This is a genomic window from Natronosalvus amylolyticus (assembly GCF_024298845.1).
GTDB lineage: Archaea > Halobacteriota > Halobacteria > Halobacteriales > Natrialbaceae > Natronosalvus > Natronosalvus amylolyticus.
The window spans coordinates 2,230,170-2,253,503 of record NZ_CP101156.1 but is presented as its reverse complement, the minus strand read 5'-3'; the positions used below and the strand labels follow the sequence as shown (position 1 = coordinate 2,253,503).

Annotated in this window: 15 protein-coding genes; 5 read left to right on the top strand and 10 right to left on the bottom strand. The window is 60.3% G+C overall.

All coding sequences use genetic code 11. The features are described from left to right. Positions 1 to 26 precede the first annotated feature (26 nt). The 4 genes from NLK60_RS10655 to NLK60_RS10640 all read right to left on the bottom strand — a co-directional run bounded on the left by NLK60_RS10655 (position 27) and on the right by NLK60_RS10640 (position 4,377). Positions 27 to 968: a hypothetical protein gene (locus NLK60_RS10655; protein WP_254807774.1), complete on the bottom strand. Its 942-nt coding sequence runs from the start codon at positions 966 to 968 to the stop codon at positions 27 to 29. Positions 969 to 1,310: 342 nt separating this feature from the next. After that, entirely contained in the window at positions 1,311 to 2,210 is a 900-nt protein-coding gene (locus tag NLK60_RS10650) for a DUF7982 domain-containing protein (protein WP_254807773.1), read from the bottom strand. Then, on the bottom strand, positions 2,207 to 2,884 hold the full coding sequence (locus NLK60_RS10645) for a DUF8163 family membrane protein (RefSeq protein ID WP_254807772.1): 678 nt from the start codon (positions 2,882 to 2,884) through the stop codon (positions 2,207 to 2,209). The genes NLK60_RS10650 and NLK60_RS10645 overlap by 4 nt, the downstream gene beginning before the upstream one ends. Next, positions 2,881 to 4,377, bottom strand: coding sequence for a DUF58 domain-containing protein (locus NLK60_RS10640; RefSeq protein ID WP_254807771.1), 1,497 nt, complete (start codon positions 4,375 to 4,377; stop codon positions 2,881 to 2,883). Before NLK60_RS10640 ends, NLK60_RS10645 begins: the two co-directional genes overlap by 4 nt. A 233-nt stretch (positions 4,378 to 4,610) precedes the next feature. On the opposite strand from NLK60_RS10640, the gene NLK60_RS10635 reads away from it, so the two are divergent. Together NLK60_RS10635 and NLK60_RS10630 are read left to right on the top strand one after the other, a co-directional pair. Next, positions 4,611 to 6,764, top strand: coding sequence for a hypothetical protein (locus tag NLK60_RS10635; protein WP_254807770.1), 2,154 nt, complete (start codon positions 4,611 to 4,613; stop codon positions 6,762 to 6,764). Positions 6,765 to 6,983: 219 nt separating this feature from the next. Continuing rightward, positions 6,984 to 7,811 carry an MSCRAMM family adhesin SdrC gene (locus NLK60_RS10630; RefSeq protein ID WP_254807769.1) on the top strand — a complete coding sequence of 276 codons (828 nt, stop codon included), beginning with the start codon at positions 6,984 to 6,986 and terminating at the stop codon, positions 7,809 to 7,811. On the opposite strand, the gene NLK60_RS10625 is transcribed toward NLK60_RS10630, so the two are convergent. The 4 genes from NLK60_RS10625 to NLK60_RS10610 form a co-directional block, all read right to left on the bottom strand. After that, positions 7,796 to 8,005 carry a hypothetical protein gene (locus NLK60_RS10625; protein ID WP_254807768.1) on the bottom strand — a complete coding sequence of 70 codons (210 nt, stop codon included), beginning with the start codon at positions 8,003 to 8,005 and terminating at the stop codon, positions 7,796 to 7,798. The genes NLK60_RS10630 and NLK60_RS10625 overlap by 16 nt on opposite strands. A 155-nt stretch (positions 8,006 to 8,160) precedes the next feature. Further along, positions 8,161 to 10,044: a carboxypeptidase regulatory-like domain-containing protein gene (locus tag NLK60_RS10620; RefSeq protein WP_254807767.1), complete on the bottom strand. Its 1,884-nt coding sequence runs from the start codon at positions 10,042 to 10,044 to the stop codon at positions 8,161 to 8,163. A 70-nt stretch (positions 10,045 to 10,114) separates the two neighbouring features. Continuing rightward, a complete protein-coding gene (locus NLK60_RS10615) occupies positions 10,115 to 14,638 on the bottom strand; it encodes a S8 family serine peptidase (RefSeq protein ID WP_254807766.1) in 4,524 nt (1,507 codons plus the stop codon). A 237-nt stretch (positions 14,639 to 14,875) separates the two neighbouring features. Further along, positions 14,876 to 15,619: a DNA polymerase sliding clamp gene (locus NLK60_RS10610; RefSeq protein WP_254807765.1), complete on the bottom strand. Its 744-nt coding sequence runs from the start codon at positions 15,617 to 15,619 to the stop codon at positions 14,876 to 14,878. 463 nt (positions 15,620 to 16,082) lie between these two features. On the opposite strand from NLK60_RS10610, the gene NLK60_RS10605 reads away from it, so the two are divergent. Then, positions 16,083 to 17,882, top strand: a complete 1,800-nt coding sequence (locus tag NLK60_RS10605) for a serine hydrolase domain-containing protein (protein ID WP_254807764.1) — start codon at positions 16,083 to 16,085, stop codon at positions 17,880 to 17,882. Positions 17,883 to 18,043: 161 nt separating this feature from the next. Then, positions 18,044 to 18,826 (top strand): 23S rRNA (uridine(2552)-2'-O)-methyltransferase, encoded by a 783-nt coding sequence (locus tag NLK60_RS10600; protein ID WP_254807763.1) that lies wholly within the window; start codon positions 18,044 to 18,046, stop codon positions 18,824 to 18,826. Positions 18,827 to 18,844: 18 nt separating this feature from the next. Here NLK60_RS10600 and NLK60_RS10595 read toward each other — a convergent pair whose 3' ends face one another. Further along, the gene (locus NLK60_RS10595) at positions 18,845 to 19,024 is read right to left on the bottom strand and encodes a ribbon-helix-helix domain-containing protein (RefSeq protein ID WP_254807762.1); all 180 of its coding nucleotides are present in this window, start codon (positions 19,022 to 19,024) and stop codon (positions 18,845 to 18,847) included. 99 nt (positions 19,025 to 19,123) lie between these two features. Continuing rightward, positions 19,124 to 21,523, bottom strand: coding sequence for a twin-arginine translocase subunit TatC (locus NLK60_RS10590; protein WP_254807761.1), 2,400 nt, complete (start codon positions 21,521 to 21,523; stop codon positions 19,124 to 19,126). 803 nt (positions 21,524 to 22,326) lie between these two features. Here NLK60_RS10590 and tatC point away from each other — a divergent pair. Further along, positions 22,327 to 23,328 (top strand): twin-arginine translocase subunit TatC, encoded by a 1,002-nt coding sequence (tatC, locus tag NLK60_RS10585; protein ID WP_254810468.1) that lies wholly within the window; start codon positions 22,327 to 22,329, stop codon positions 23,326 to 23,328. Positions 23,329 to 23,334 lie beyond the last annotated feature (6 nt).

Here is a 23,334-nt window from a genome sequence, read left to right as displayed (position 1 = left end):
CCTCGGCGTTCACGCAGGGGAGGATATCACCACCTGTCGTAGGAAACGTCGACGTCGGCGGTTCCGACGAGGCTGAACGTCTCGATCTCGCCGTCGAACCGGTAGGCCGTTTTCTCGCCTGCTTCGACGCTTCCACGGACCTCGTTCCCGTCGATCACGCTACCGGTTGTTTTCGTGGCGCCGTCGTCGGTCGATTGCTCGACGCCTTCGCTGACGCTGAACGCGTACTGACTCGAGTCGTCGGCGTCCGTTCCGTCGAAGACGATCAGGTGTGGAAGTTGCTCGGTACCGTCGTACTCCTCGGGGTCGATACGTTCGTCGTCCAGGTAGACCTGTGTGCCACCTTCCTCGAAGGTACACTCGAGGAGGTCGCCGGTGAACTTGAGGCGGTGGACGCCGGTCTCGATTTCACCGATGGCTGTGTCACCCAAGACCGTCAGTTCGGCGTCGCCCTCGAGGACCTCGAGGTCACTTTCGACAGTCACCCGGTATCGTGAGGGGACGCCGTTGCCGACGACCGTCACGACTGACACGCTTTCACCACCGTACTCGGCGGGGTCGATTTGGTCGTCGTCGACGGACACGCGTGCGCTCCCATCGACGGTGAGCGACTGGATCTCGCCGGAAAACCGGTAGGCATCTCGCCAGCCAGTTACCGTCCCCGAGACGTGGTCGTCCTCGATGACCGTCGAGTCGTCGATAGATGCGCCCTTGTACGTCGAGGGTTCGATGGAGCCGTCGACCTCGATTTCGTACTGGCTTTCACCCGTCGTCCCGATGCCGTCGATGAGAATCGTCCGCTCGAGGGAGTCCGGTTCGTCCGTAACCGGATCGCCGCTGTCAGTCCCGCCATAGCTGCCCGCACCGTAGGCTCCGTTCCCATAGGTCGCATCGTCACCGCTCGAGTCGCCGGCGACGGTCTGTCCGGCCACGAGCGGAACGGCACAGGTAGCGAGTCCTTTGAGCACCGATCGCCGCTCGAGCCTCGACGAGGGTGGTGTTCTTCCACCATCAGAGCGGTCGGCAGTAGAAGTCCGGCGGTCTTGCGTCGTCGATTCATTCTGTTCCGTTCGTGAAAGATGGGTAGGTTCCATAGAGAGAACGACACTGTCACGTTTTCCTGACTACCTATATTTCGTGACGAACACATGTTGTGACTTTTTCTCCCCTCGGATTTGTCACGGACGCTCACCGAAAAAAGACGCTCTCTTCGAATGGGATGAGTGCACACTCGACGGGGCCGAATCTCGAGAAAGTGCCCTCGAGTGACGGTGCTTCTGAGGTTTTGACAGGGCGAACTCCCCTTCCGCTCACTCGTCGGTTTCGCTCTGTGGCTCCCACCGACAGGTGACTAACCCGGCGTCAGCGTCGACCTCGAGTGTCACTACCCGCTCGAGGCCAACCGCGAATCCGACGGCGAAAAACGAGGCCACCGGGTGGTCGAACTGTTCGAGGTCGCCGAACTCGTTTTTAGCGACCGCGACCGTCGCCCGTCCGTCGTCGGCATCGACGTCGACCTCCGCACTCCGGGCCAGTTCGAGCGTTTCGACGAGACCATCTGCCAGCTGGTCGCCGAGTTCTGTCGGTGAGCGGGCGAACTCGTCCTTGAGCGTTCGCCTCACTGAGCGCAACAGTTCGGTTCCCGTCGCCTCGAGCACTACCCCACGATGGGTTGAGTCGGTCACCAGCGGCGTCGTAAGCGTCGACGGATGTTCGGTTTCGGGTCGCTGGGGGACGAACAGTCGTGCCAGACGAGAGTCGCCCGTCGGGAGGTAGACGTGTTCGTCTTGCAAGCCGAGTTCCGCGGCGATGGCGGCTTCGTTCGCTGCCATCGTCCCGTACACGTTCTCGCTGACGTCCGCGGTGACGAAGCGCTCCGGGGTGAGGTAGTACGTGAGCAGGCCACCGAACAGTCCGGTTCCGGCGAGTGCGAACAGCACGTCACGACCATCGGGCAGCAAGAGACCACCGAGGCCCGCAACGAGGCCGAGAACCACGAGCCCCTGTGCCGTTTTCCGATACGGTGACTGGCGAGCGCTGACGTAGGCCTCGCGTAGCTGTCGGTTCTCCTCGGCGAGTACCTCGAGTTGGGCGCGACGTTCGACGTCGTCCGCTTTCGTTCCATCCTCCGCCGGCGGCGCCGTTTCGCTCGCCTCCGATGATGTCGATTGTCCCGATTCGGTATCGGTCCCGACGCGCTCGGAACTCATACCGCCTCACCGGAAGGATCGTGCGCCGTCTCATCGGTGGGCTCGTAATCTGATCTGGCGGTTTCCTCATTGGCGATGTCTAATGCAACTCGCTGGTATCTGTGAATCCCGTAGCCGACCATGAAAAACACGACAAGGAACGCCCCTGCAGCGAGCCACACCGAATCCGCTCGGAGGCCTGCCCAGATACCGCCCGCCAGCAGGCAGTAGCCACCGACGGTCACCCCGATAACTCGCGTCGGAGCCGATTGCCAGCTCTCCGTCACGTCTCCGACATTCGAGTGCTCGAGCAGCGACCGGGGCCACTCGAGCGGTTCGGTTTGCCCGGGTTGCGATGGTCGCTCGAGCGCTCGGATTCGCTCCCACACGCTGGGTGATGACGCCTCCCAGGACAACTCGAAAAGAACGATGGCGAGGAAGGCGCCTTCGAAGACGAGCAGTGAAACGATGCCGAGGCCGTTGGGAACGAGACCGACCACCACGACGTGGCCGACCGCGATGGCGAACGGGACGCCGAACGCGCGCCAGGTTGCGGCCGTGAGGAGCCCGGCAGCGAACCCAGCCACGCCGCCGAACACACTCATCGTCCCGATGAGAAACACAAATGCAAGCCCGGTCGGTGAATCGAACGGCTCCAGCCAGTCAACACGCCTCTCGAGAACCTCCCAGCTCATCGAGCGACCTCCCGACGCGTCCCCGCCGCGAGGATACTCGAGAGTCGATCACTGGGGCCGACCTCGAGTGCGGAGACTCGGTCCATACTGGCGAGGTCTCGCCGGTGTGATTCGAACGTCCGGTAGCGGTCGTAAGTACGTTCGATTCCGGTGAGTCCGTCCGATTCGAACAGTGGCGAGGGTGTGAGGAGGAGCAGGACATCGTTCCCGTTCGACCGGGCTAGCGTGACGGCTTCGTGCAGTTCGGCGAGGTTCGAGTCGTCGGTTAACACGACCGTCCAGGTGGTTCCCGGCTCTCTCGAGAGTTCGGCTCGGAGGGCGCGAAAGAGGGGGTTTGATTCGATTCGTGGCTGTGCGGATGCTCGAACGCGATAGAACGGTAACAGGCGATCGGCGAACCGGTCACCGTCACCTACCCCATCGATCGTGCCAGCGGATCTTCTCACGTCCGTCTCGAGGTGATCACGTGCTCGTCTGACGGTCCGTGGGGTGACCTGCTGATCGTGCCACGCCGAGGCGCCCGACGTACTGGCCTGTGGGGTATCGATGCCTGCGTGGTCGTTCGTCGCCTCGAGTTCGAGTAACGAGCGGCGAACGAGTGTGTACTGCTCCGGTCCGGTCGATATCTCGAGTCGCTCGGTGATGCCGTCGTCACCGATCGTGAGCAACCCGACCGGGTCACTATGTGTACTGGCACTCGAGGCCAGCGACAGCGCAACCTCGCGGAGGTAGTCGAGTTTCGTCTCGCCGGACGGCCCCCTTGTGAGTGGTGTTCTGTGGTCTACGACGAGCAGGGTGCGTCGGTGTGTCTCAGCTTCGAACGCACGAACGTGCGGGGTCGCCAGTCGGGCCGTGGCTTTCCAGTCGATTCTGGCGGCCGAATCGGTAGGCTGGTACTCGCGCAGTTCGGCCGGTTCGTACCCGGAACCGAGCCCGCCTGATCGGTGGTCGCCGGAGGCGATGGCGAATCGATCACCACCTTCGCCAACGTGTACCCGACGCGGACCCACCGGTTCGACGGTAACTGTGGGGCACTGTCCGAACGGAAATCGCTCGAGGAAAAAGTCATCCGACACTGTCACCGTCGCGGAATCGAACCCGTGGCGGCCAGCGACCGGCCAGGTGACCGATTCGGTTCGCTCGCTCTCCCGTTCGCCCGACGCGAGAGCCACCGATATCTGGGCTCCCGTCGCCGCGGTTGGTATCCCTGCATCGACGCTCACCGACAGTGAGACGGGTTCTTCCAGACGAACAGTCAGCGTCACTGGCGTCTGTTCACCAACCCGGATGCCCGAGCGCTCGGGCCACTGGGAAACGGTGAGCGACCCGGTAAGGTGTGTGACCTCCCTGGTGAATCGGTACTGCATTCCCAGCCACCAGGCTCCGACTAGCGCGCCCCCGGCCAGCAACACGGGCTGTGCGAAGACGCCCGCCAAAACCGCGAGCACTGCGACGAGCGAAACGATCGTCCACGACCGGCCCGTCAGATGCATTTTCGGCCCCTACACCGCTCGCCCGTTTGAATGTGCGGGGCGGAAACGACCGATTACGCCGAGTCGTACAGTTCAACCACGTGTTATCCTCGAGTGGCTGATTCCCACTCCACATTTTCACAGTCTGGACACTCACAACGAGGGATTGTCACGTCGACCCGAGTGGCTAGCTTTTGTGTCGCCGTCGAGAATCCCCCCGGGTGGTTACCGCTCGAGGAGCGACTCTCGTGTGTGTGCTCGGGGTAGGCGTAGCCCTCGCTACCGTCGCCGGTGGTGGTTTCGCCACCGCAACGACCGGTGAGGTGAGCACTGTCTCGAGTGCGTCGAGTGAACCGAGCGCCAGCGTACTCCCTGAAACGACGGCGAACGTGCCCTCGAGCACGAACCAGTTGTTCGTATCGACGACCCTCGTGGGTCAGCAGTCGGTCCAAGCGGACACCGATGACGATGCCGAAAACGAGACCCCTCGCCATCAAAACCCGGATGAGTACGAGGGTAGTGGTGACCAGGATGGGCTTCGACAGTGGCTCGGCGACCAGTTGGCTGATCGGCTGGCTGGCAGTACGGTCGCGTTGAGCGATGGCCAGTACGATCTCGCTCGTTCGTATCTCGACGACGAGTACCGCGATCTCGCTGGCCAGTACGTGGAGGTTGCCGACGAGGAGGACGACGAGCCCAACGGTTTCGAAACCGCACAGGACGAACAGACCGAACTGATCGACACGCTCGAGGAGTACGACGCGGTAAAGGAGGCATACGAGGAAGCACAGGCTGCCGGTAACGACCGTGAGGCGCGCCAACACGCCCGTCGTCTGCTCGAACTCGGCGACGAAATCGAATCGCTGGCCGAGGATCTCGACGACCAGCACGCTGACCTCGAGGAGGAAACCGACGGAAACCTCAGTGAGTCTCGAGACGGTCTCGCCACCGTTACTCAAGATGTGCAGGCGGACCGAACCGAGATTCAGAGCGAACAGTTCGTCGAAACCACGCTCGAACTCTCGAGTGCGGATGAAACGATTTCCTTTCTCGACCCGCTCAACGCCACGGGTGAACTTCGGACGGTGAACGGTTCGCCAGTCGCCAACGAACCGCTCCGTATCGAGGTCGGTAACCAGACGGTCCGTACCGAAACCGATAGCGACGGTACGTTCGACTTCGAGTACCGGCCGACGGCACTTCCCCTCGAAACGACTGCGCTGACGATCGAGGCCGTCCCCACAAACGGCTCCGTCTACCTCGAGAGTGAAGCCGCAATCGACGTTTCGGTCGAACAGATCGAGCCCACGATTTCGGAGCTGACGACGACGGAATTTGGCGCCTACGACGAGACGGTAACACTCGAGGGAACGATCTCCGCCGAGTCGGTTCCGGTCGACACCGTCCCGGTAGCAGTCTCTATCGCTGGCCAACAGCTGGGGACGATTCAGGCCGAAAACGGCTCGTTCGAGGGCGAGTTTCTCCTCCCACGGGCGGTACCGGCCGGTGACCACGACCTCGAGGTGACGCTCGCCTTCGAAGAGCGAGCCCTGGCTCCTGTGGGTGACACAACTGAGATAACCATCCGCGAGACCGACACGACGATTTCCATGGACGCGACAGCCGAGGATGACGACGCCATCCACGTTACTGGTACACTCGAGACGGCGGACGGAGCGGCTCTCGAGAACGAAACAGTCACTGTGACACTCGATGGGACGAGCGCCGGCATCATCGAAACCGACGCTGACGGCCACTTCGACGAAACCCTCGAGAGCGTGCCGACAACCGACGGCCAACGAACGCTGTCGGTGACCTACGACGACCCCGGCTCGAATCTCGCCTCCTCGAGTGCCGAAACGACCGTCGGTACGGCAGCCACCTCGAGTGATTCGTCGGTCAGTGTTCCGGTTTGGGTCTGGGGCGGGCTCGGTCTCGCGGCGGTTATCGCGGGCGGATGGTGGTATCGTGAGCGCCGTTCGGGCTCGAATCGCTCTCTCGAGGAGTTTTCCCCGACCAGTACGCAACGCCAGCGGCCACCGACTGAGTCGCGGCTCGTCTCGACCATGCTCTCACAGGCGAGAGACGCACTCGCTGACGGCCGGACGGATGACGCGATGCAATTCAGTTACGGGGCCGTTCGACGAACCATCGACCCGACACTCGAGGCGCGGGACCGGACTCACTGGGAGTTTTTCGAGCAGGTCTCCAGTGAGTCTGCTTTCGATGCGGACGACGTATCGTTGTTGTACGACCTCACTGTGGGCTACGAGCGATCGACGTTCGACACCGAACCGATCGAACGAGACCGCGCTGAATCGCTGTTCGTGCTGGCCGCCCGATTGTGCAATCGCCTCTCCTCGAAGACGAACGGCACCGATGGGAAGGACACCGAGTCACGATCTTGATCCGTGTGACGGGTTTTGAGCCACTCTTCCGGAGACGGATCGCTCGAGTGAACCGACCTTCACACATTTGATATATTCTTTACAATCATACTCTCAGGAAATTCTTACCCTCCTTCTCTCTTGTCTATCACATCTTCATGATAGTATGTTTATACGTACTTTTCAAACGAACACATATTCACCCACGACGGTAAGGTCGACGACAGGTGTCGCTACTGTATGCGGTTTACTCGACGAGATCTGTTGGCAGTCGGTGTCGGTCTCCCTGCGACGTACGGTGTGGCGTATCACTCGGCCGGTGTCGGTGCAACCGATGGCACTGTCGAAGGAACGTATGGAGCGGGTGGATACGGGATGAGTGCATACGGTACCCTGCCAGAGGGGGATACTGACGAGCACGATGATACCGGGGGTACCGGATCCGACGGCGATGCATCCGACGAGGACTCGAGTGAGAACGGTGACGAGGACTCGAGTGAGAGTGATGACAGCAACAGTGGCGACAGCGGTGGGACCGGCGTCTATCCACCTCGAGACGATGATAGCGATGCCCTCGAGGATGACGACTCGGCTGGTGCAGACCGATCGGATGAAGACACCGACTCGGAGAAGGTCACAGACGACAGTGCAGATGCATCCCCAGTCGATGATGATGGTGACTCAGGTTCCGATGAATCGGTTGCCGACGGTAACGAGAACGCAGACGATATCGTGGATGACGACTCGAGTGAATCCAGTGGGGACGACTCGAGTGAGCACAGTGGCAACGACTCGAGTGAGCACGGTGGAAACGACTCGAGTACGAACTCCGACGATGGCTCCACACCGGAATCGGACGACTCATCGAACGCGGATGCTACAGACAATCAGTCGAACGACACCGATGACAACACTGCAACGAACGTCTCAGCCGACGGCTCACCCGGGTTCGGGGCTGGAGTCACGGCCGTCGGCGTTACGGGAACGGCGCTCGCACTCGAGCGTCTTCGCCAGAACGCAGACACGGGCGATGAGAGTGACGACTCGAACGATCACTGCGAACCGTAGGCGTCCGCTCCGTAGGGGTCAGCACCGTACCCCGACCCGCTCGAGGCCGTCGCCGATTGTGCAGCCAGTGGAATCGCGGCGATACCCAGCAGTGTGAGTGCCGAACGCCGTCCCATACGAGACTCGGTCGTGACCTCCGATTCCGATTCGCCATCAGTATCGTTTCGCGCCGTCGGTTCGCTACGAGTAATCACGTTTTACCCGCTGAACTCGCCGGGTATAGGGGGTCGGCTCCACCAGTTCTTCCTTTAAAAAATGGTCGGTAATATTTCATTTATGGCGACTGTACCGATCACTCGAAGCTGTGGTGGAACGATACGTCCATGACCCGATAAAAAGGACTGAGGCGTTACTGATTTCTGGACGACTCGTCGCTGCGATCGGTGTAGACGTAGTACGCGCCAGCGATGAGCGCCACGATGACCAGCAAGACGACGAGCCAGGTGAGCCACGAGGTGCCATCATCTTCCTCGACGCTGGCGAGTTCAGTCGCGACCGCCACGTCTTCACCATCGACGGTGATGTCCTGGGTCATGTCCTCGAACCCATCTGCGGTGATCGTCGCCGTGTACTCGCCGTCTGCGAGTTCGACGGTGACGACACCGTCCTCGTCGGTGGTGTACGTCTCGCCGTCGATCTCGACGGTAGCACCGGCGATCGGCTCGCCGTCACTGTCGGTCACGACGATCTCGGTCTCGTAGGCTTCATCTTCCGGTGGATCGTCGACGGGTGGCTCATCTTCTTCGACGGTCAGCGTTTCAGTCGCGGTGTCGCTGTTGCCAGCGTCGTTCGTGACCGTGAGTTCGACCTCGTAGGTACCCGGCTCGAGGTCACTGCCGACTTCTACAGTCTCCGTATCGCCGACGTCCGTGCCGTCGAGTATCCACTCGTACGATTCTATCTCACCGCTTCCCGGTTCTGCGTTTTCCGCCGAGAGGGTGACCGTTTCACCTTCCTCGAACGTTGTGTCCGGGTGGACATCGATCACTGCCGTCGGCTGGGCAGTTTCTGCAACCGCGAAATACGAGAACCGCGGCGTTTCGACGTCGAGAACGATTCGGTCATCGCCGACTTCGACGACATCGCTCTCGAGTGGGTCCCACACACCGTCAACGTCGTCGAACCGGTACGCAGTCAGCGCATCGGTATCGACGTCATCGTCGAATTCGTCGCCCGAGATCGTGAGACGGATCGTTCCGGCGGTTTTCTCGAATCCTTCTGAGACGCTGATTCGCTGGAGGGTGAGTCCATCACCAGGCACCTGTCTGACCCCTTTCGGTGGAGCAGCGACGTCATATCGCTGGACCAGCACGTCGATCGTCTCCTCGCTCTGGAACGTGATTGACGTGACCGGGGAGTCGTCGCCAAATGTGACCGTCGAGGCACCGACCTCAGGATCGAACGCTGCTCTGCGTTCTTCGCTATAGTCGGCGTTCGGATCGGGCTCGACCGGGATTGCTGGTGGGTCTGTCGGTTCGTCCGGCTCATCCGGCGGCGCTGGCGGTGCCGGCGGCGCTGGTACCGGTTCGGGGTCTGCTGTTGCAACCGAAACCGTTGCGGTCGCCTCGTCGTCGACCGTCCGGACGAGTGCCTCGTACTCGCCTTCTTCGGCGAGTGTCACGTCGAAACTGACGGTTTCAGTCTCGCCGTCAGCAAGCTCGAGTTCGACGGCTTCCTCGAGGCTGCCGTCGAGTTCGAACTCGACCGCGCTCTCGCCGGGCGCGTCACCGGTGTTTTCTATCTCGGCCACGACAGTCGCGGTTTCGTTCGGTTCGACCTCGAGTGTCGACTCGTCTTCGTCGATCGTTGCCGCGATGAACGGGAAGCCGATGTCGTCACCGGTGAGCGTGACCTCCTGAAGGTCCGCCGATTCCCACTCGACGGCCGGATCGGCCTCGAGTTCCTGACCGTTGACTTCGAAGGTCACCGACTCGCCCGCATCGTCACTGGAGCCGGGCACTTCGAGTTTGTCGTCGTCGATACTCGGCCCACCAAACTGCCCGGGTTCGGTAACCGTAACCGAGCCGCGTTCTTCGCCATCGACGAGGGCGACGATCTCGGTCCCGACGGGTGCCGGTTCGCCGTTGAGCGTGACCTCGCCGTAATACGCTGCGGGCACCTCAGGTGGCGAGTCATCAGCAAGTGCCGGGGCTGCCGCACCGACAGAAATCACCGAAAGCACCAGTACCACCGCGAGGGCGATGGCACACACTCGAGTGCGTGTCTCCCTCATCTGGTGGCGTCCTCCGTTGTATTGTGTGTCATTGGTTGTAGACGTTAGTGGAAGGGTATAGGCTCGGTGATTATTCGGTTACCGTGACGGTGACGGCTTCCGAAATGACCGTTTCCGCTGCACCGTCTGTGTTGTACTGCGTGATCGGTGGTCCCTCTGGATCGCTCTCGCTCGCAGCAACGTGGAGCATCGCGAAGACCTCCGTGTCGTCCTCGAGTGGGTCCTCGAGGGTGACCGTCACGTTGTCTCCATCTGCCGTGAGAACGTCACTGTAGCCGAGGATATCGCTCGGGTCAGAGGCGTTGTGAATCGCGATGGAGTAGCCATCGCCCGGCACTGGTTCGACCGAGGAGGTGTTGACCTCGACGGTCTGGTTGCCGTTGGTCGCTTCCTGGTCATCCATCGAGACGGATGCGGCGTGGACGGTCGCGGTGTCGGCATCGAAGACCGCGTCTGCGGTTTCAGCCGAAACGGTATCACCGACTGCGTACGACTCGCTCAACCCGTCGACCGGGATCACGTGAACGGTGTGGTCACCGGGGAAGCCACCGGCGTCTTCGACGTCGATCAACTGGGTCGTTCCGTCGAGTTCGTCGGCAGCGAACGTGTCGAGTCCTGCAATCGTGAGGTCTTCGCCACTCTCGTAGGTGACGACGACGGCGCTCTCGACGTTCGCTTCGACATCAGCACCGACGTATGCCGTTCCTTCGTCATCGCCTGCAGCCTGCTGGATGAAGTCGACCGATCCGTACTCGACAGTCACGTTGACTGCCTCGCTGTCATCAGCAGTGTAAACCGTCACCTGCTGGTCGCCGACAGCGACGAAGTCGCCAACCGTGGCTTCAATTTCGATAGTTTCAGTCACTCCAGGCTCGAGTTCGACTACCGATGCGTTGAGTTCGTAGGCGTCACCGGACGCTCGTGGCAGTACGTCGGCCGGTCCGAACGTCGAGGTGACAATCTGGGACGCCGACTCGGTACCTTCGTTCTCGATCGTGTAGTTGGCGGTGAACGTATCACCGACGGCAAACTCGGTCGGGTCGACCTCGAGGTCGGTCACGTTGAAGTACACCTCGTCTTGCAACGCGACACTGGCCGTCCCGGGTCCGGTTTCGACGACTGTGCCTTCGTAGCCCTCAGCGTCGATGTAGACGTTCTGGGTCTCTCCGCCGAGCAAGGCAGGGATGACGTAGCTTCCGTCGTCAGCCGTCTGCGCGCTCAGAGACGTTCCTGCAACGTACACCTGGGCACCTTCGATTGGCTCGCCGGTCACGGCACTCGTGACCTGACCGTCGAGCGCGCTTGCGTCGATGTTCAGGTTGTCGTAGGCTTCGTTGAGCGTCATTCCGTCGTACGTTGCGCCGGCCATCGTGGCGTCGTCGTCGACGAACACGAAGTAGCCCGCGAACGGGTTGACGTAGTTGTCGTGACCCGAGAGTGTTTGCACGCCGTCGAAGCCACCATCGGGCACCATTTGCGAGCCCGCTTCATCCTGGATCTGGATGACGCGGTCTTCGCTTGCGGTGGACACGAAGGCGTCTTCGGGTTCGTCGTACACCGACGGTGCGACGAAGTTCCAGCCAGCGCTGACGTCGCGCTGTGCTGGCGTGGACGTCTCGTCCTGACCGGGTGTACCGGCGAATTCGACCGTTGCGGTCGTGTCTTCGTTCGTCGTTACGACCAGTGCATCAAGCGCGCTGACTTCCGTTTCACTCGTCGTCGAAGCCCAACTGTTGTTCGCCGCGTCGTACTTCCAGACGACGAGTTCGGCTTCACTCGAGAAGACGTCACCAACGGTACCACCTTCGATGTCGGCTGGGACACCGAGCGAGTAGGTCTCGTCGGCTTCCAGCGTGAAGGTGAACGTTGGGTCACTACCGAGCTCGAAGTCCTGTTCGACCGGCGTCAACTGATCGTCCATGACGACAGTTTCGGTAACATCTCCGTAACTGCCTGAGCCAGCGGTCACGTCGTACTGACCGGGGAACGCCGGATCGAGGCTGTACTGGCCTTGGCTGTCAGTAATCGTGGTGAACGTGTCGAATCCGTCAGTTGCTGTCACTTCGACACCGCCAAGCGGTTCGCCGTCGGTGTCGGTCACGGTCCCGCTCAGCGTGCCGGCACCGGTCAGGGTCGTCGTTCCCACGGCGAAATCGACGATTTGACCATCCTGAGTGATCGTAACGAACTGATCGATGTCATCTCCTGGCTCACCGAGGACCGCCCACGGTGCCGTATAGCTCAACGGAATCGTCACGTTTTCGCCTGGGCCGAGTTCGAAGGCTCCGGACGTCCCTTGTACCCCACCGATGATATGGTCGAGGGTCGCAGTTTCGGTGAAGTCACCGGTGTTTTCGATCGTCACTTCGCCCCCATCGATCGGATTGAGGTAGAAGTCTTCAGCTGGGAAGTCCGTGGCGGTGATCTGCACGGGTACAGGCTCGGAATCCGATTCGAGGACGACTGTTGGACCGGTCGTCACCTCGAGGCTGTCATTGAGTCCTTCAAAGGTGTGATTGAACCCGATCAGTTCTCCGGCTGCCGCGTCGTTCTCAACGGTCAGCGTCGCGGTCCCATTGAGTCGGTCAAACTCTTCGGTGGTCCCGAGGATGTCTTCGCCCTCGTACATGACACTGACGTTCGAAGCGTTGGCGGTCGCCTGTTCGTGTAACTCGACCGTCAGCGCTTCGAGATTTGCCACGTCAACCTCGATATCGAACCTCTCACCGCTCGGAACCTCTGCTGGCTGTCCCTGCACGAGCGCAACGTCGATTTGTGACTCGAGCGTGACTTCGACGTATTCGTCACCGTCGTCGACTGTCACGTTCGTGCTGGCGGGTCCGTAGCCGAAGGCATCAGAGACCTCGAGTTGGTACGTACCGTCAACGGCCTCAAAGGCCGCCGTACCGTCGAGTGCGTACTGTTGTCTGTCGGCGTCACCAAGGGTGACGAGTGCACCGCTGCCGTCAGGTAGCGCCTGCGGATAGCTATTATCAGTTATCGGATTACCGTCCTCATCGACAACTTGTACCGACACCGTCGAGCTACTGTCGTTGACTGCTGCAGCGGCAGCGTACACGTCGATGATGCCTGTTCCGTACCGGACATCGGCAACTGAATCGAAATGGAGATTGACGAATTGGTCCTCAGATACACTGAAAGCATCACCAGCCGTGGCGTCACTGATCTGGTTCGGTGCCGGTTTCGTCGCCGTCTCCTCGAGGACGTTCTTCGCTTCGGTTGGCGTCAGATCATCGTCCTGTGCCATCAACAGCGCAACGGCACCGGTGACGTGTGGTGCGGCCATACTCGTTCCGCTGAGTTCGGCGTACGCATCGTCACCACCGACGTAGGAGCTGTTAACGGCGGCACCGGGTGCGGAGACGTCAGGCGTGACGTAGTGGTCCGGCCAGTCATCGGGGGCGATGAAGCCCCACTCCTCGGCGGTATCGATTTCGGTCCCCGTCGAGAAGCCGGTCACCTGGCGATCGATGTCAGTTGCACCGACAGCAGTCCCGTTGTAGACGTTTCCTGGCGTCCCCTCACTTCCCGGGCCCGAGTTGCCCGACGAAGAGACGATGTGGGTTCCCGCTGCTTTCGCGTTCTTGATCACGTCGATGTAGATGCCAGCGTACCCGCTCCCACCGAGGCTCAGGTTGGCGACATCTGCGTCCTCATCGACGGCTTTCTGCATTCCCGCGACGATCGCTGCGAGCGTCGTTCCGCCTTCTTCGGGGAAGACGTTGATCGCGAGCAACTCAGCGTCGGGAGCAACACCGATGTGCTTGCCGCTTGCATCGTTGCCGAGCACCGTTCCGGCAACGTGAGTGCCATGCCCGTTATTGTCGTACGGAGTGACGTTGCGTTCGTTTCCGTCGAAATCGAACGCCGCCCAGTTCGAGGTGTTGTAGTCGTCGAACGCTTCATGGTCCGGATTCACGCCCGTGTCGATGACGGCCGCTTTGACGCCCTCGCCTCGAGTGCCGAACGCCTCCCAGGCTTCGGGTGCGTTGATCTGCTCGAGGCCGTAGGTGTGATTTGCGTCCTGATTCGTGGAGACGTCACCAGCACTGGTGCTGACTGCCTCAGGCTCGATCAGGTCCACTTCGTAGTTCGGATGGAGTTCAGTCACTCCGTCTATGCGTGCGAGATCATCGAGGTTGACCTGACTGGTGTCGACTTCGACCAGCACGGCGTTCGTGATCCAGAACTCGTTTTTGATCGTGAGGCCATCGAGTCGCTCTGCGTGTAACTCGAGTTGGGCCTGCGTAATCTCGGCTTCCTCTTCGAGTGCAGCCTGTGAGTCACTCGCTGGTGTTGCGTCGCCGGTCACTTCGGCGAACGTGTGTGACTCTGTGGCGTCCATTCGAACGAAGACATCGACTGTCTCGCCACTGTTTGCTTCCGCCTCGAGTTCCGAGGAGATCGTTACCTCACTTGTCGATTGTGTAAGCACCTCATCCACACTGAACTCGTCGTCGACCTCGCCGTCCGTGCTGGCGAGGCCGGGCGCTGCCATCGCAACCGGAGAGGTTGCCATCAACAACGCCATAATGAGTACGAGTGCGGTCCCTAACCCTGTACGTATTGACATTCGTGTGTCTATACCTATCGCAGGACTGGATTGACTTATAATTATACGAAGTAAAAAGGCAGTAAATTATTCTGACTCCAAAAGGATTTTATATGTGTTCTGACCGTGTATAAAAACATATACAACTTCTGTTATATTTATTCCCGTTTATACTCTGCAGGGATCGGCCCAGTCTGCAGTCTAGCGCTTTCGCTCGAGATTGCTCGAGAAAACGCACCCGAAAAAACGGAACCGCTGCTAGTCGCTCTGAATCCGCGGTGCCAGCATGTACGTTACCTGGCCCTGACCTTCTGCAAAGCCGAAATACAGCTTAATCGGGAACTCCTCACCTAGATCCAGGGTCACTTCGGTATCGCCGGGAATCGCCTTGTTCATGTCTTTCAGGTAATCCAGCGAGAACAGCGAGTGGGCCGGGCCGACCTGCAGGTCGATCAGGTCGTCTTTGGTCAACTCGAGGTGGACGTCGTCGGTGTCACCCTCGGCGTTGACGTAAAAGAACTCCTCGGCGTCGTCGACACCGAGTGCGATGTGGTCGGAGACCATATCGGCGGCTTTCACCGAACGGTTGACGTCTTTGCCCTCGAGGACGACGCGGGCTGGCAAGTCGAGGTCCGGAATGTCCGGCTCCTGGCGGATCGAGTCGGGGTCGATCAGCGCGAGGGTGTACTCGAGGCCGTCGATCTGGATGTGGAGTTTGCGCGTTTCTTCGTCGAGTTCGAGCTGGATGAGCTGGCCGGATTCGGCCATGCCAGCTATGTCTTCGAGTCTCGAGAGGTCGACACCGATGAGGCCGCCGTCGGCCTCGTAGGATTCGAAGGCGGCGGCATCGAGGGTGAGGTCTACCATACCGACGTTGGCGGGGTCGACCGCTCGAATGGAGAGCCCCTCTTCCTCGAGGTGAATCTTACACTCGTCGACCAGCACGCTCACAGAATCGAGCGCACTGGTGAGCGTTGCCGCGCTCACGATGGCCTTGAACATATAGGTCGTGGTACGAACGGTCGGTACAAAAAGGCACCCTTTATTCTCTCTCGGAGGCTCGGTGATGCGTTGTGGAGGTCCGTTGAGAAAACCGCATCCGGGACTGCCGAGAGTCCAGTTCAGGTTGTTCTCGAAATCCTGTCCGTTGTCACTCGAGGGGCGCTTGTAGAATCATCGCATGCTGACAATACGGCTGAGGAATAGGGTTTCACTCCGATGCTTTCTGCATTTCCTATACGATGAGAACCAGAAGTGCCCTATATCGATTTCATTCACCAACTCAGTCCCAATGGGGTCTACGCACATGCAGTTCAACTCTACTACAATCGTTCTAACGATTTGTGTGCTTCTCGCAATGGCTATGATTGGTCCATTCGCAGTGGGTACCGGGGACGCTGCGGATGTACAAAAAGTGGATACACTACACACTGGTGACGAACCAGTTGAACCACCACTTGAACCAATGGTTATCGATGCGGTGATTGAGGAGACGATGGCTGAACACGACGTGGCAGGGGCAACGGTCGCGTACGTGGAGGGAGACGAGATCGTCTACACCGAGGGCTATGGGCATGCCGACTACGAGACGGGTGAGTCTGTCGATCCGGATGAAACCTCCTTCATGATCGGATCGGTCTCGAAATTGCTGGTCTGGACCGCGGTAATGCAGGGCGTAGAAGATGGCACGCTCGACCTCGATGAGCCAGTCGGGACGTACCTCGATGCCTACGAGTTCGAAGGCGACGACGAAGTAACGCTTGCACACCTTGCAACGCACTCAGGAGGATACGATGACCGCTTCAAAGGGATCTTCGTCCAGGAACACAGTGAGATCGATGAATGGGAAGGAAAACTCGAATCGGAGATGCCGCCACAGATCTGGGAGCCTGGCGAGACGATCTCATATTCGAACCACGGTACCGTCCTTGCCGGCCTCGTCGTTCAGGAAGCGTACGGCAAACCCCTCGAGTCCCACATTGAGGACGAAATTTTCAACCCACTGGGGATGGACAGCGCCACGTTTGTCCAACCCGCTCCAGAAGACCGAACGCTTTCGAAGGGGCACGTCCCGGTCGATGACGGGTTCGAAACACGTGACCCGGCGATCGTCGGTATTCCACCAGCTGGTTCGATGAGCTCCACCGCACCCGACATGGGCGCGTTTGCGCTCGCTAAACTCCAAGACGGGGCAGTCGAACACGACGGTGAGAATGTCCAGATCCTCGAGCCTACGTCAGTCGCGGAGATGTTCGATCAGCAGGCGACGAACCATCCGGGTGTACAAGGATTGGGCTACGGGTATATGTTGAGCGAATATCGTGGCGAGCAACTTGTCGTGCATACCGGTGGAACCGAGTACTTTCACACGTTGTTCGTCTTGTTTCCCGAACACGACGTTGGTCTCTTCGTGAGTTTCAATTCGATGGCACCGTTCGACGATGTCCTCGACGGATTCATGGACGAGCGATTCGAACCGGTCGAGAGTTCGATCGAATCGGATCCGACGACGGCTGACCGAGCGGACGAGTACGCCGGGGAGTACCGGATGACAACGTTCCAGACGACACACGAAAAGTTCCTGGGACTGGCTCAAGGGACAGTGACGGCCTCCGTGACCGATGACGGCGTGCTCGAACTCACATCACCAGCAGGTGAGAAGACTCGATGGGTCGAGGTCGAACCGGGCGTTTTCGAGCCCAAAACCGACGATGATGCAAGTTTCGGACAGACGAGCGTGGCGATCGAAGATGGCTACCTCTACATGAACGCACCAGCGCCACCATTCGAACGTCTCTCGTGGTATGAGACGGCGGGTTTCCAGGTCGGTCTCGCCGGCGCAGTTATTGTGACGCTCCTCTCAACGATTGTCATCTGGCCGATCAACGCCTACCGACACCGCGGTTGGGGAGCGATGCGTGGGTATCTGAACCGTCCTCGCCTCGCAATCCTGGGATGTGTTGCTCTTCTGGTGACGTTTATCGGTGGCGTCGCGTTGAATCCGCCGTTCGATATGGCGTCCTGGGTGTACGGCTTCTCGCTCTGGCAACGGCTGACGTTCGCGCTACTGTACGTCTTGGCCATCGGAGCCGTAGCCACGGTGGTCGCGGTTGGCATTGAGTGGCAACGAGTTTTCGTCGCCCGCGACCTCGATGCAGGATCAACTAGCCGGTACGGTCTGGTGTATCTGACCACTCTGGTAATGGCACTCCTCGTCTTACTCTGGCAAGCGTGGTACTGGAATCTATTCACAGCGGCGTTTTGAACACCCCTCCTTTGCAGCTTCACCCACACTTCATCTGCGTTCGCACAGTGTATAGCACGCAGGTCGTGTCGGCAATCACTAAAAATCCACTCAGTCCGACTCTCGAGTCTCAACGCAGTCCGAAGCCTGTAAACGGCTTCCCGCACTATGTCACCCAATCAATGACACGAAAAGACGACTACTACAATCGGGCGAAACAACAGGGATATCGCTCGAGGGCGGCGTACAAACTCAAACAACTCGACGACCTCGAGGGGCTGATCGAGGGCGGCGACACGGTCGTCGACCTGGGTGCAGCACCGGGTGGCTGGCTTCAGGTCGCCGCCGAGAAAGTCGGCCCGCGGGGCCGCGTCATCGGCGTCGACCTCCAGCGAATCAAGGACCTCGAGCAGACTGACCTCGCCGAGCGAACCGAAACCCTCCGCGGGGACATGACCCAGGACAAGACCAGAAAGCGGGTGCTCGATGCGGCCGAAGGGCCGGTCGACTGCGTCATTTCGGACATGGCGCCGAACATGTCCGGTGAGTACTCCCTCGACCAGGCTCGTTCGTTGCACCTCGCCCGGATGGCGTTCGAAACGGCCCTCGAGATACTCGACACCGGGGGGAACTTCGCAGTCAAGGTGTTCGAAGGCCCCGACGTCGACGCGCTCCGGGCCGACCTCGAAGACGAGTTCCAGTACGTTCGAGCGACGAGTCCGGACGCCTCTCGAAAATCGTCCTCGGAAATCTATCTCATCGCTAAAGGACTGTTGACTGCCCCCGTGGAAGTCGGGGAGACGCTCGAGGTCGAGATCGTCGACACCGGTTCGGAAGGTGACGGCATCGCCTCGATCGAGGGCTACCGAGTGTTCGTCTCCGACGTGGACGCTGGTGAAACCGTCCGTATCCGTATCGAGGACGTCAAACCCAACTTCGGGTTTGCCGAGCGACTCGAGGAGTAGTCTTTTCGAGAGGGAATACTACGAGTCGTCGACATCGAGGCGGTCGTGTCTGGCGTCGATTTCGTCGAGCAGGTCGAGCGTTTTTCGGATCGACGATCGAATCGCGTCGCTACGATTGACGAACTTCCCGTCGTCGCCGACGTGTTCATCGAGATCGTCGAGCAACTCCTGTGGAATTTCGACGCTGATCTTGGGCATACTGGACGTTGCTGCCCGTGATTCTTATATTGTTGGTCGGCTTTGCTCTCGAAGGAACAGTCGACGGCAATTGGATAGTTGGCGACAAACGCTGCCGTCTTATTCGGCGACGGCGTCGGTCTCAGGTTCGGGACTCGTTCTCGAGCCGCCCTTGCCACCGAACAGTCGGCCACCGGCGGTGAGGACGTAGAGGACGGCCAGCCCGAGCAGATACGTCAGCGCGAGTGGGGTGGCGAGCAAGATCATCGTCAGGATGCCTTTGGGACTTGCGAAGGCGGCGAAAGCGAAGATACCGACGACGACGGGTCGCCAGCGCCGGAGCATCGTTCGGTAACTGATGATGTTGCCGACGTGGAATAGCGCCATCGTGACGATGATGTTGAACAGGAAGCCGATGCCGACGGTGGTGTAGATCACGAGCCAGAAGAAGCTCTTGATGCGGTAAGAGACCACCATCCCGTTGGTTACCGCGTCGGTGACCAGATACGAGATGATGGCGGGGGCGACCCAGAAGAAGCCGAGGTAGGTTCCCACAGCGAATCCAACGGCGAGGGTGCCACCCCAGACGAGGAACACGCGCTGGTCTCCGCGAACCAGGCCGCGTTCTTTGGCCGCCGGCCAGGCGTAATAGAGCAAGAGCGGGAGGACGGCGACGAAGCCCGCGAGCACGCTCACTTTCACGGCGAAGATCAACACTTCGACGGGGTGAAGGGCGATGACCAGATCAGTTTGCTGGAGGAACGCGTCAAGCCCCATCTCGGGCTGATACAACTCGTCGTCGGGAACGAGTTGCTCGAAGTGTTCCTGTGGGAGTCGCGCGAGGAAGCCGGTCTGTTGTGGACCGGCGTTGCGGGCAACCTCGTCGAGGACGTCCTGTGGGACGCGGCTCAAGAACAGTTTGAGCACGTCACCGACGCCGCCCTGGTACAGCCAGAAGAACGTCCCGGCCATGACGACCATGAACAGGCCGACCAGCCGGAACATCTTGGAGGTCAAACTGTTGAAAATGAACGCCAGGTCGTAGGCGTAGCCTCCGATGTCCTCTTCGGTGGTCTCGTCTTCGGTGAACGGGTCGAGCATCCCCGCGGCCGTGCTCGAGAAGATGCTCGAGTCGTCTTCTTCTTCGGCTGCGGCTGCGGCCCCGTCGCCACTTGCCTCGGCACCCCCAGTCTCGCCTTCGTCTTCGGCCTCTGCTGCCGCATTGAGCGTATCGAATCGGTTGAGGATCGCCTGGGCTTTCTCCTTCTCGTCATCGTACATCGCTTCCCGGGCTTCCTCCATGGCCTGTTCTTCGCTCATCGCGAGGAAGACCTGTGCCGGGGCGCGTTCGATGGCCTCGGCATCGAGAACGCTCAGATCGATCTCCGAGGGGTCGGTCGCCGTCCTGAGCGCCGATTCACGCGGATAGACCGGGCTCTGGAGGACCTTGAGCGTGTAGACGATCAACACCAGCAAGCTGATCGTCAACCCGATTGCCACTCCAGAGGCGATCGTGCCCGCGATCCCGTAGGTTTCCGGGAGCGTTTCGACAATCGAGGAGCCACTGGGTCTCATCCAGGCGGGGAATGAGGGGTAGATTTCGGCCTCGAGGTAGTCGAACGCGCCGTAGGTGATGGCGACGGCGGCCGCGGTAGAGACGGCGGCAATCGCGAGCACGAACTGGAGAGCGCGTCGCTTGACTAACGCAGTGCCCCCGTCGAGTTCGGCCGCGCCTTTCCGACGGATGTTGGCGACGAGTTTCGCCAGCCCAAGGCTGAACACGTAGAGGACGATCATGGGCGTCGCCCACATGATCAACGTGAACGGATCGGGCGGAGAGAACAGTGCGCCGAAGACGGTGATGCCGACGATAGCGTGGCGCCACTTTTCGCGGAACGTTTCGTAGGGGACGATTTCGGTGTACGAGAGCGCCCCCATAAACAGCGGCAGTTGGGCGGCCAGTCCGAAAGAGAGGGTCAATAGCGCGATGAATTCGGTGAACTCCGTGATGCCGAAGCTGGGTTTGATACTCATGCTGACGGCGTTCCCGGCGAGGAAATCGAACGCATAGGGGAAGAAGACGACGTACGCATAGACCAATCCGATGACGAAGAGAACAATCGATGTGACGATGAAGCCAGCAGCGTAGGTCTTCGAGATCGGGACGACGCTCTGAATCCCACGCTCACGAAGCTTCTGCCGGGAGAGATACAGCAGTGCCGGGATAGCGACGATGATCCCGACGATCATCCCGATTTTCGCCTGTAACAGGATGACCTCGAACGGCGTCCGCGTGATGATGTCCGTACTGTCGGCGACGTACGTGGCCATCTCGGCTTTCGCGGTCGCCTCCAAAAAATCCCAGATGTAGAGTCTGAGCGCGTAAAACGAGCCGATAAACCCGATCACGAAGACGATAAACACCTTCTGGAGGTTTTCCTGGGCGCTCGAGAACAGCGCGCCCAGTGATTCTCGCCCGCTATTAATCGCTCGGGCAGTGTCTTCGTCGATAGCGCTCATTCGATGGGCGTAGGTAGCTTATATCCAGTTATCAACCTTTCGAGTCAATGCGTAAGCTGAACCCACCAAACCTGACGGCCCCGGTCCTTTCTGGGTTCTCTCACGGACGTGGCGTAAGAAAAAGGCCTATAACCGGTGGCCTATCTATATCTCGATAGATGCCGGACGAGTCGGACGAAGGGTCGGGTACCGAGGACCCAACGGAGCCACTGCCCTCGAGCCCTGAGCCGTCGGAATCCGACGCGGAGGACCGCCCGCAGGATGACGACACGCCGGGCGAAGACTCGAGTGACACTGACGCAAGTGAGTCCGTCTCCAACGAGACTGACTCGGATTCGTCGCCAGCAACCGATGGCGATACTACAGCCGACGGTACCGCCTCGAGCGACGACGCCGATGATCACGATCAGGATGGTGAGCCGACGACTGCCGAGGAGCAGACCGAAGACGGCTCACTCGAGGCGGCTGCAGAATCCACTGAAGCCGAAGACGGTACCGAGCCGGAGGCTGCAAACGACGATGAGCCAGCCGACTCGGACACTGACGGTGATGGTCTCACGAAAACGGACGACGATGGCGGCCACTCCCGGGAGTCCTTCGAGGACGTTCCACTCGAGGACCGACCACGGTTCGGCCCACGACCGACGCGTGGCGCGCGAGACGACGACGGACGGGGCCCTCGGAGCTCGGCCGATCGCGACCCGAACGGTGAGTCCGTAACGGACGCGGACGAGGATGACCGATCGCTCGAGGACGAAGCCTCGAGTGACGACGAGAGCGAAGAAGTGCCGGATAGCGAGAGTGTGGAGACAACCGACAGCGACGACGCTGCCGACGACGCCGACAGCGAAGACGGCCGGGCAGCAGACGGTGAGAAAGACGAAACTGACGGCGATGACGACGACACCGGAACCGTCGACGATGACGACCTCGAGGAGCCCCCGGAACGGCCGGAAGGTGACGAGACGGCCGAACCCCCTCGAGCGAAAACCGATGGCGACGGCTTCGGGTCTGCACACGATCCCGAGCGCCAGGAACCGACGTATCCGGACCCAGACGAAGATATCGGTGGCATTTCGACGCCACCCGACGACCAGGAGATGCCCCTGGCCGACCACATCGAGGAGATGGTGTTGCGGCTCGCGGTCGTCTTACTCATCGCTGCAGCCGCAACCGCGATTGCGCTGCTGTGGGCCTCACAGGCCATCGAGTTCATCTGGTTCAACATCTTCCCCGGCCCGACGGTCGAGGTGCCACCGCCGCACGTGTACCATCCGCTCGAGCTGTGGCTGACCCGGATCAAAGTCGCCGCACTGGCGGGTGTTATGGTCGCCGTCCCGATGTTCGTCTACGAGTGTTACCTGTTCATGCGCCCGGGACTGTACCCCCACGAGCGCAAGTACTACCTCGCCGCAGTTCCCACGAGCGTCGTGCTCGCGGGTATCGGGATGCTCGTCTCGTTCGTCGTCGTCCTCCCGATTTTGTTCCGGTACTTCACGTTCTACTCCGAAGGGAGCGCCGAGATCGCCTACGCGCTCGGCGAGACGTTCAACCTGGTGATCACGCTCACCGGCTTCCTGGCTATCGTCTTCCAGATTCCGTTGTTTATCATCCTCGCGGTGATGATGGGCGTGACCACTCGCCGGTGGCTCGCTGACAAGCGGATTTACTTCTGGGCGGCCTTCGCCGGGCTGTCGTTCATGTTCACCTTCGACCCGACGCTCATGGCCCCGATCATCGTCGCTATCATCATGATCATCCTGTTCGAGGGGACGCTCCTCTTGCTCAAGTGGGTCGGACGGTAGCCCACT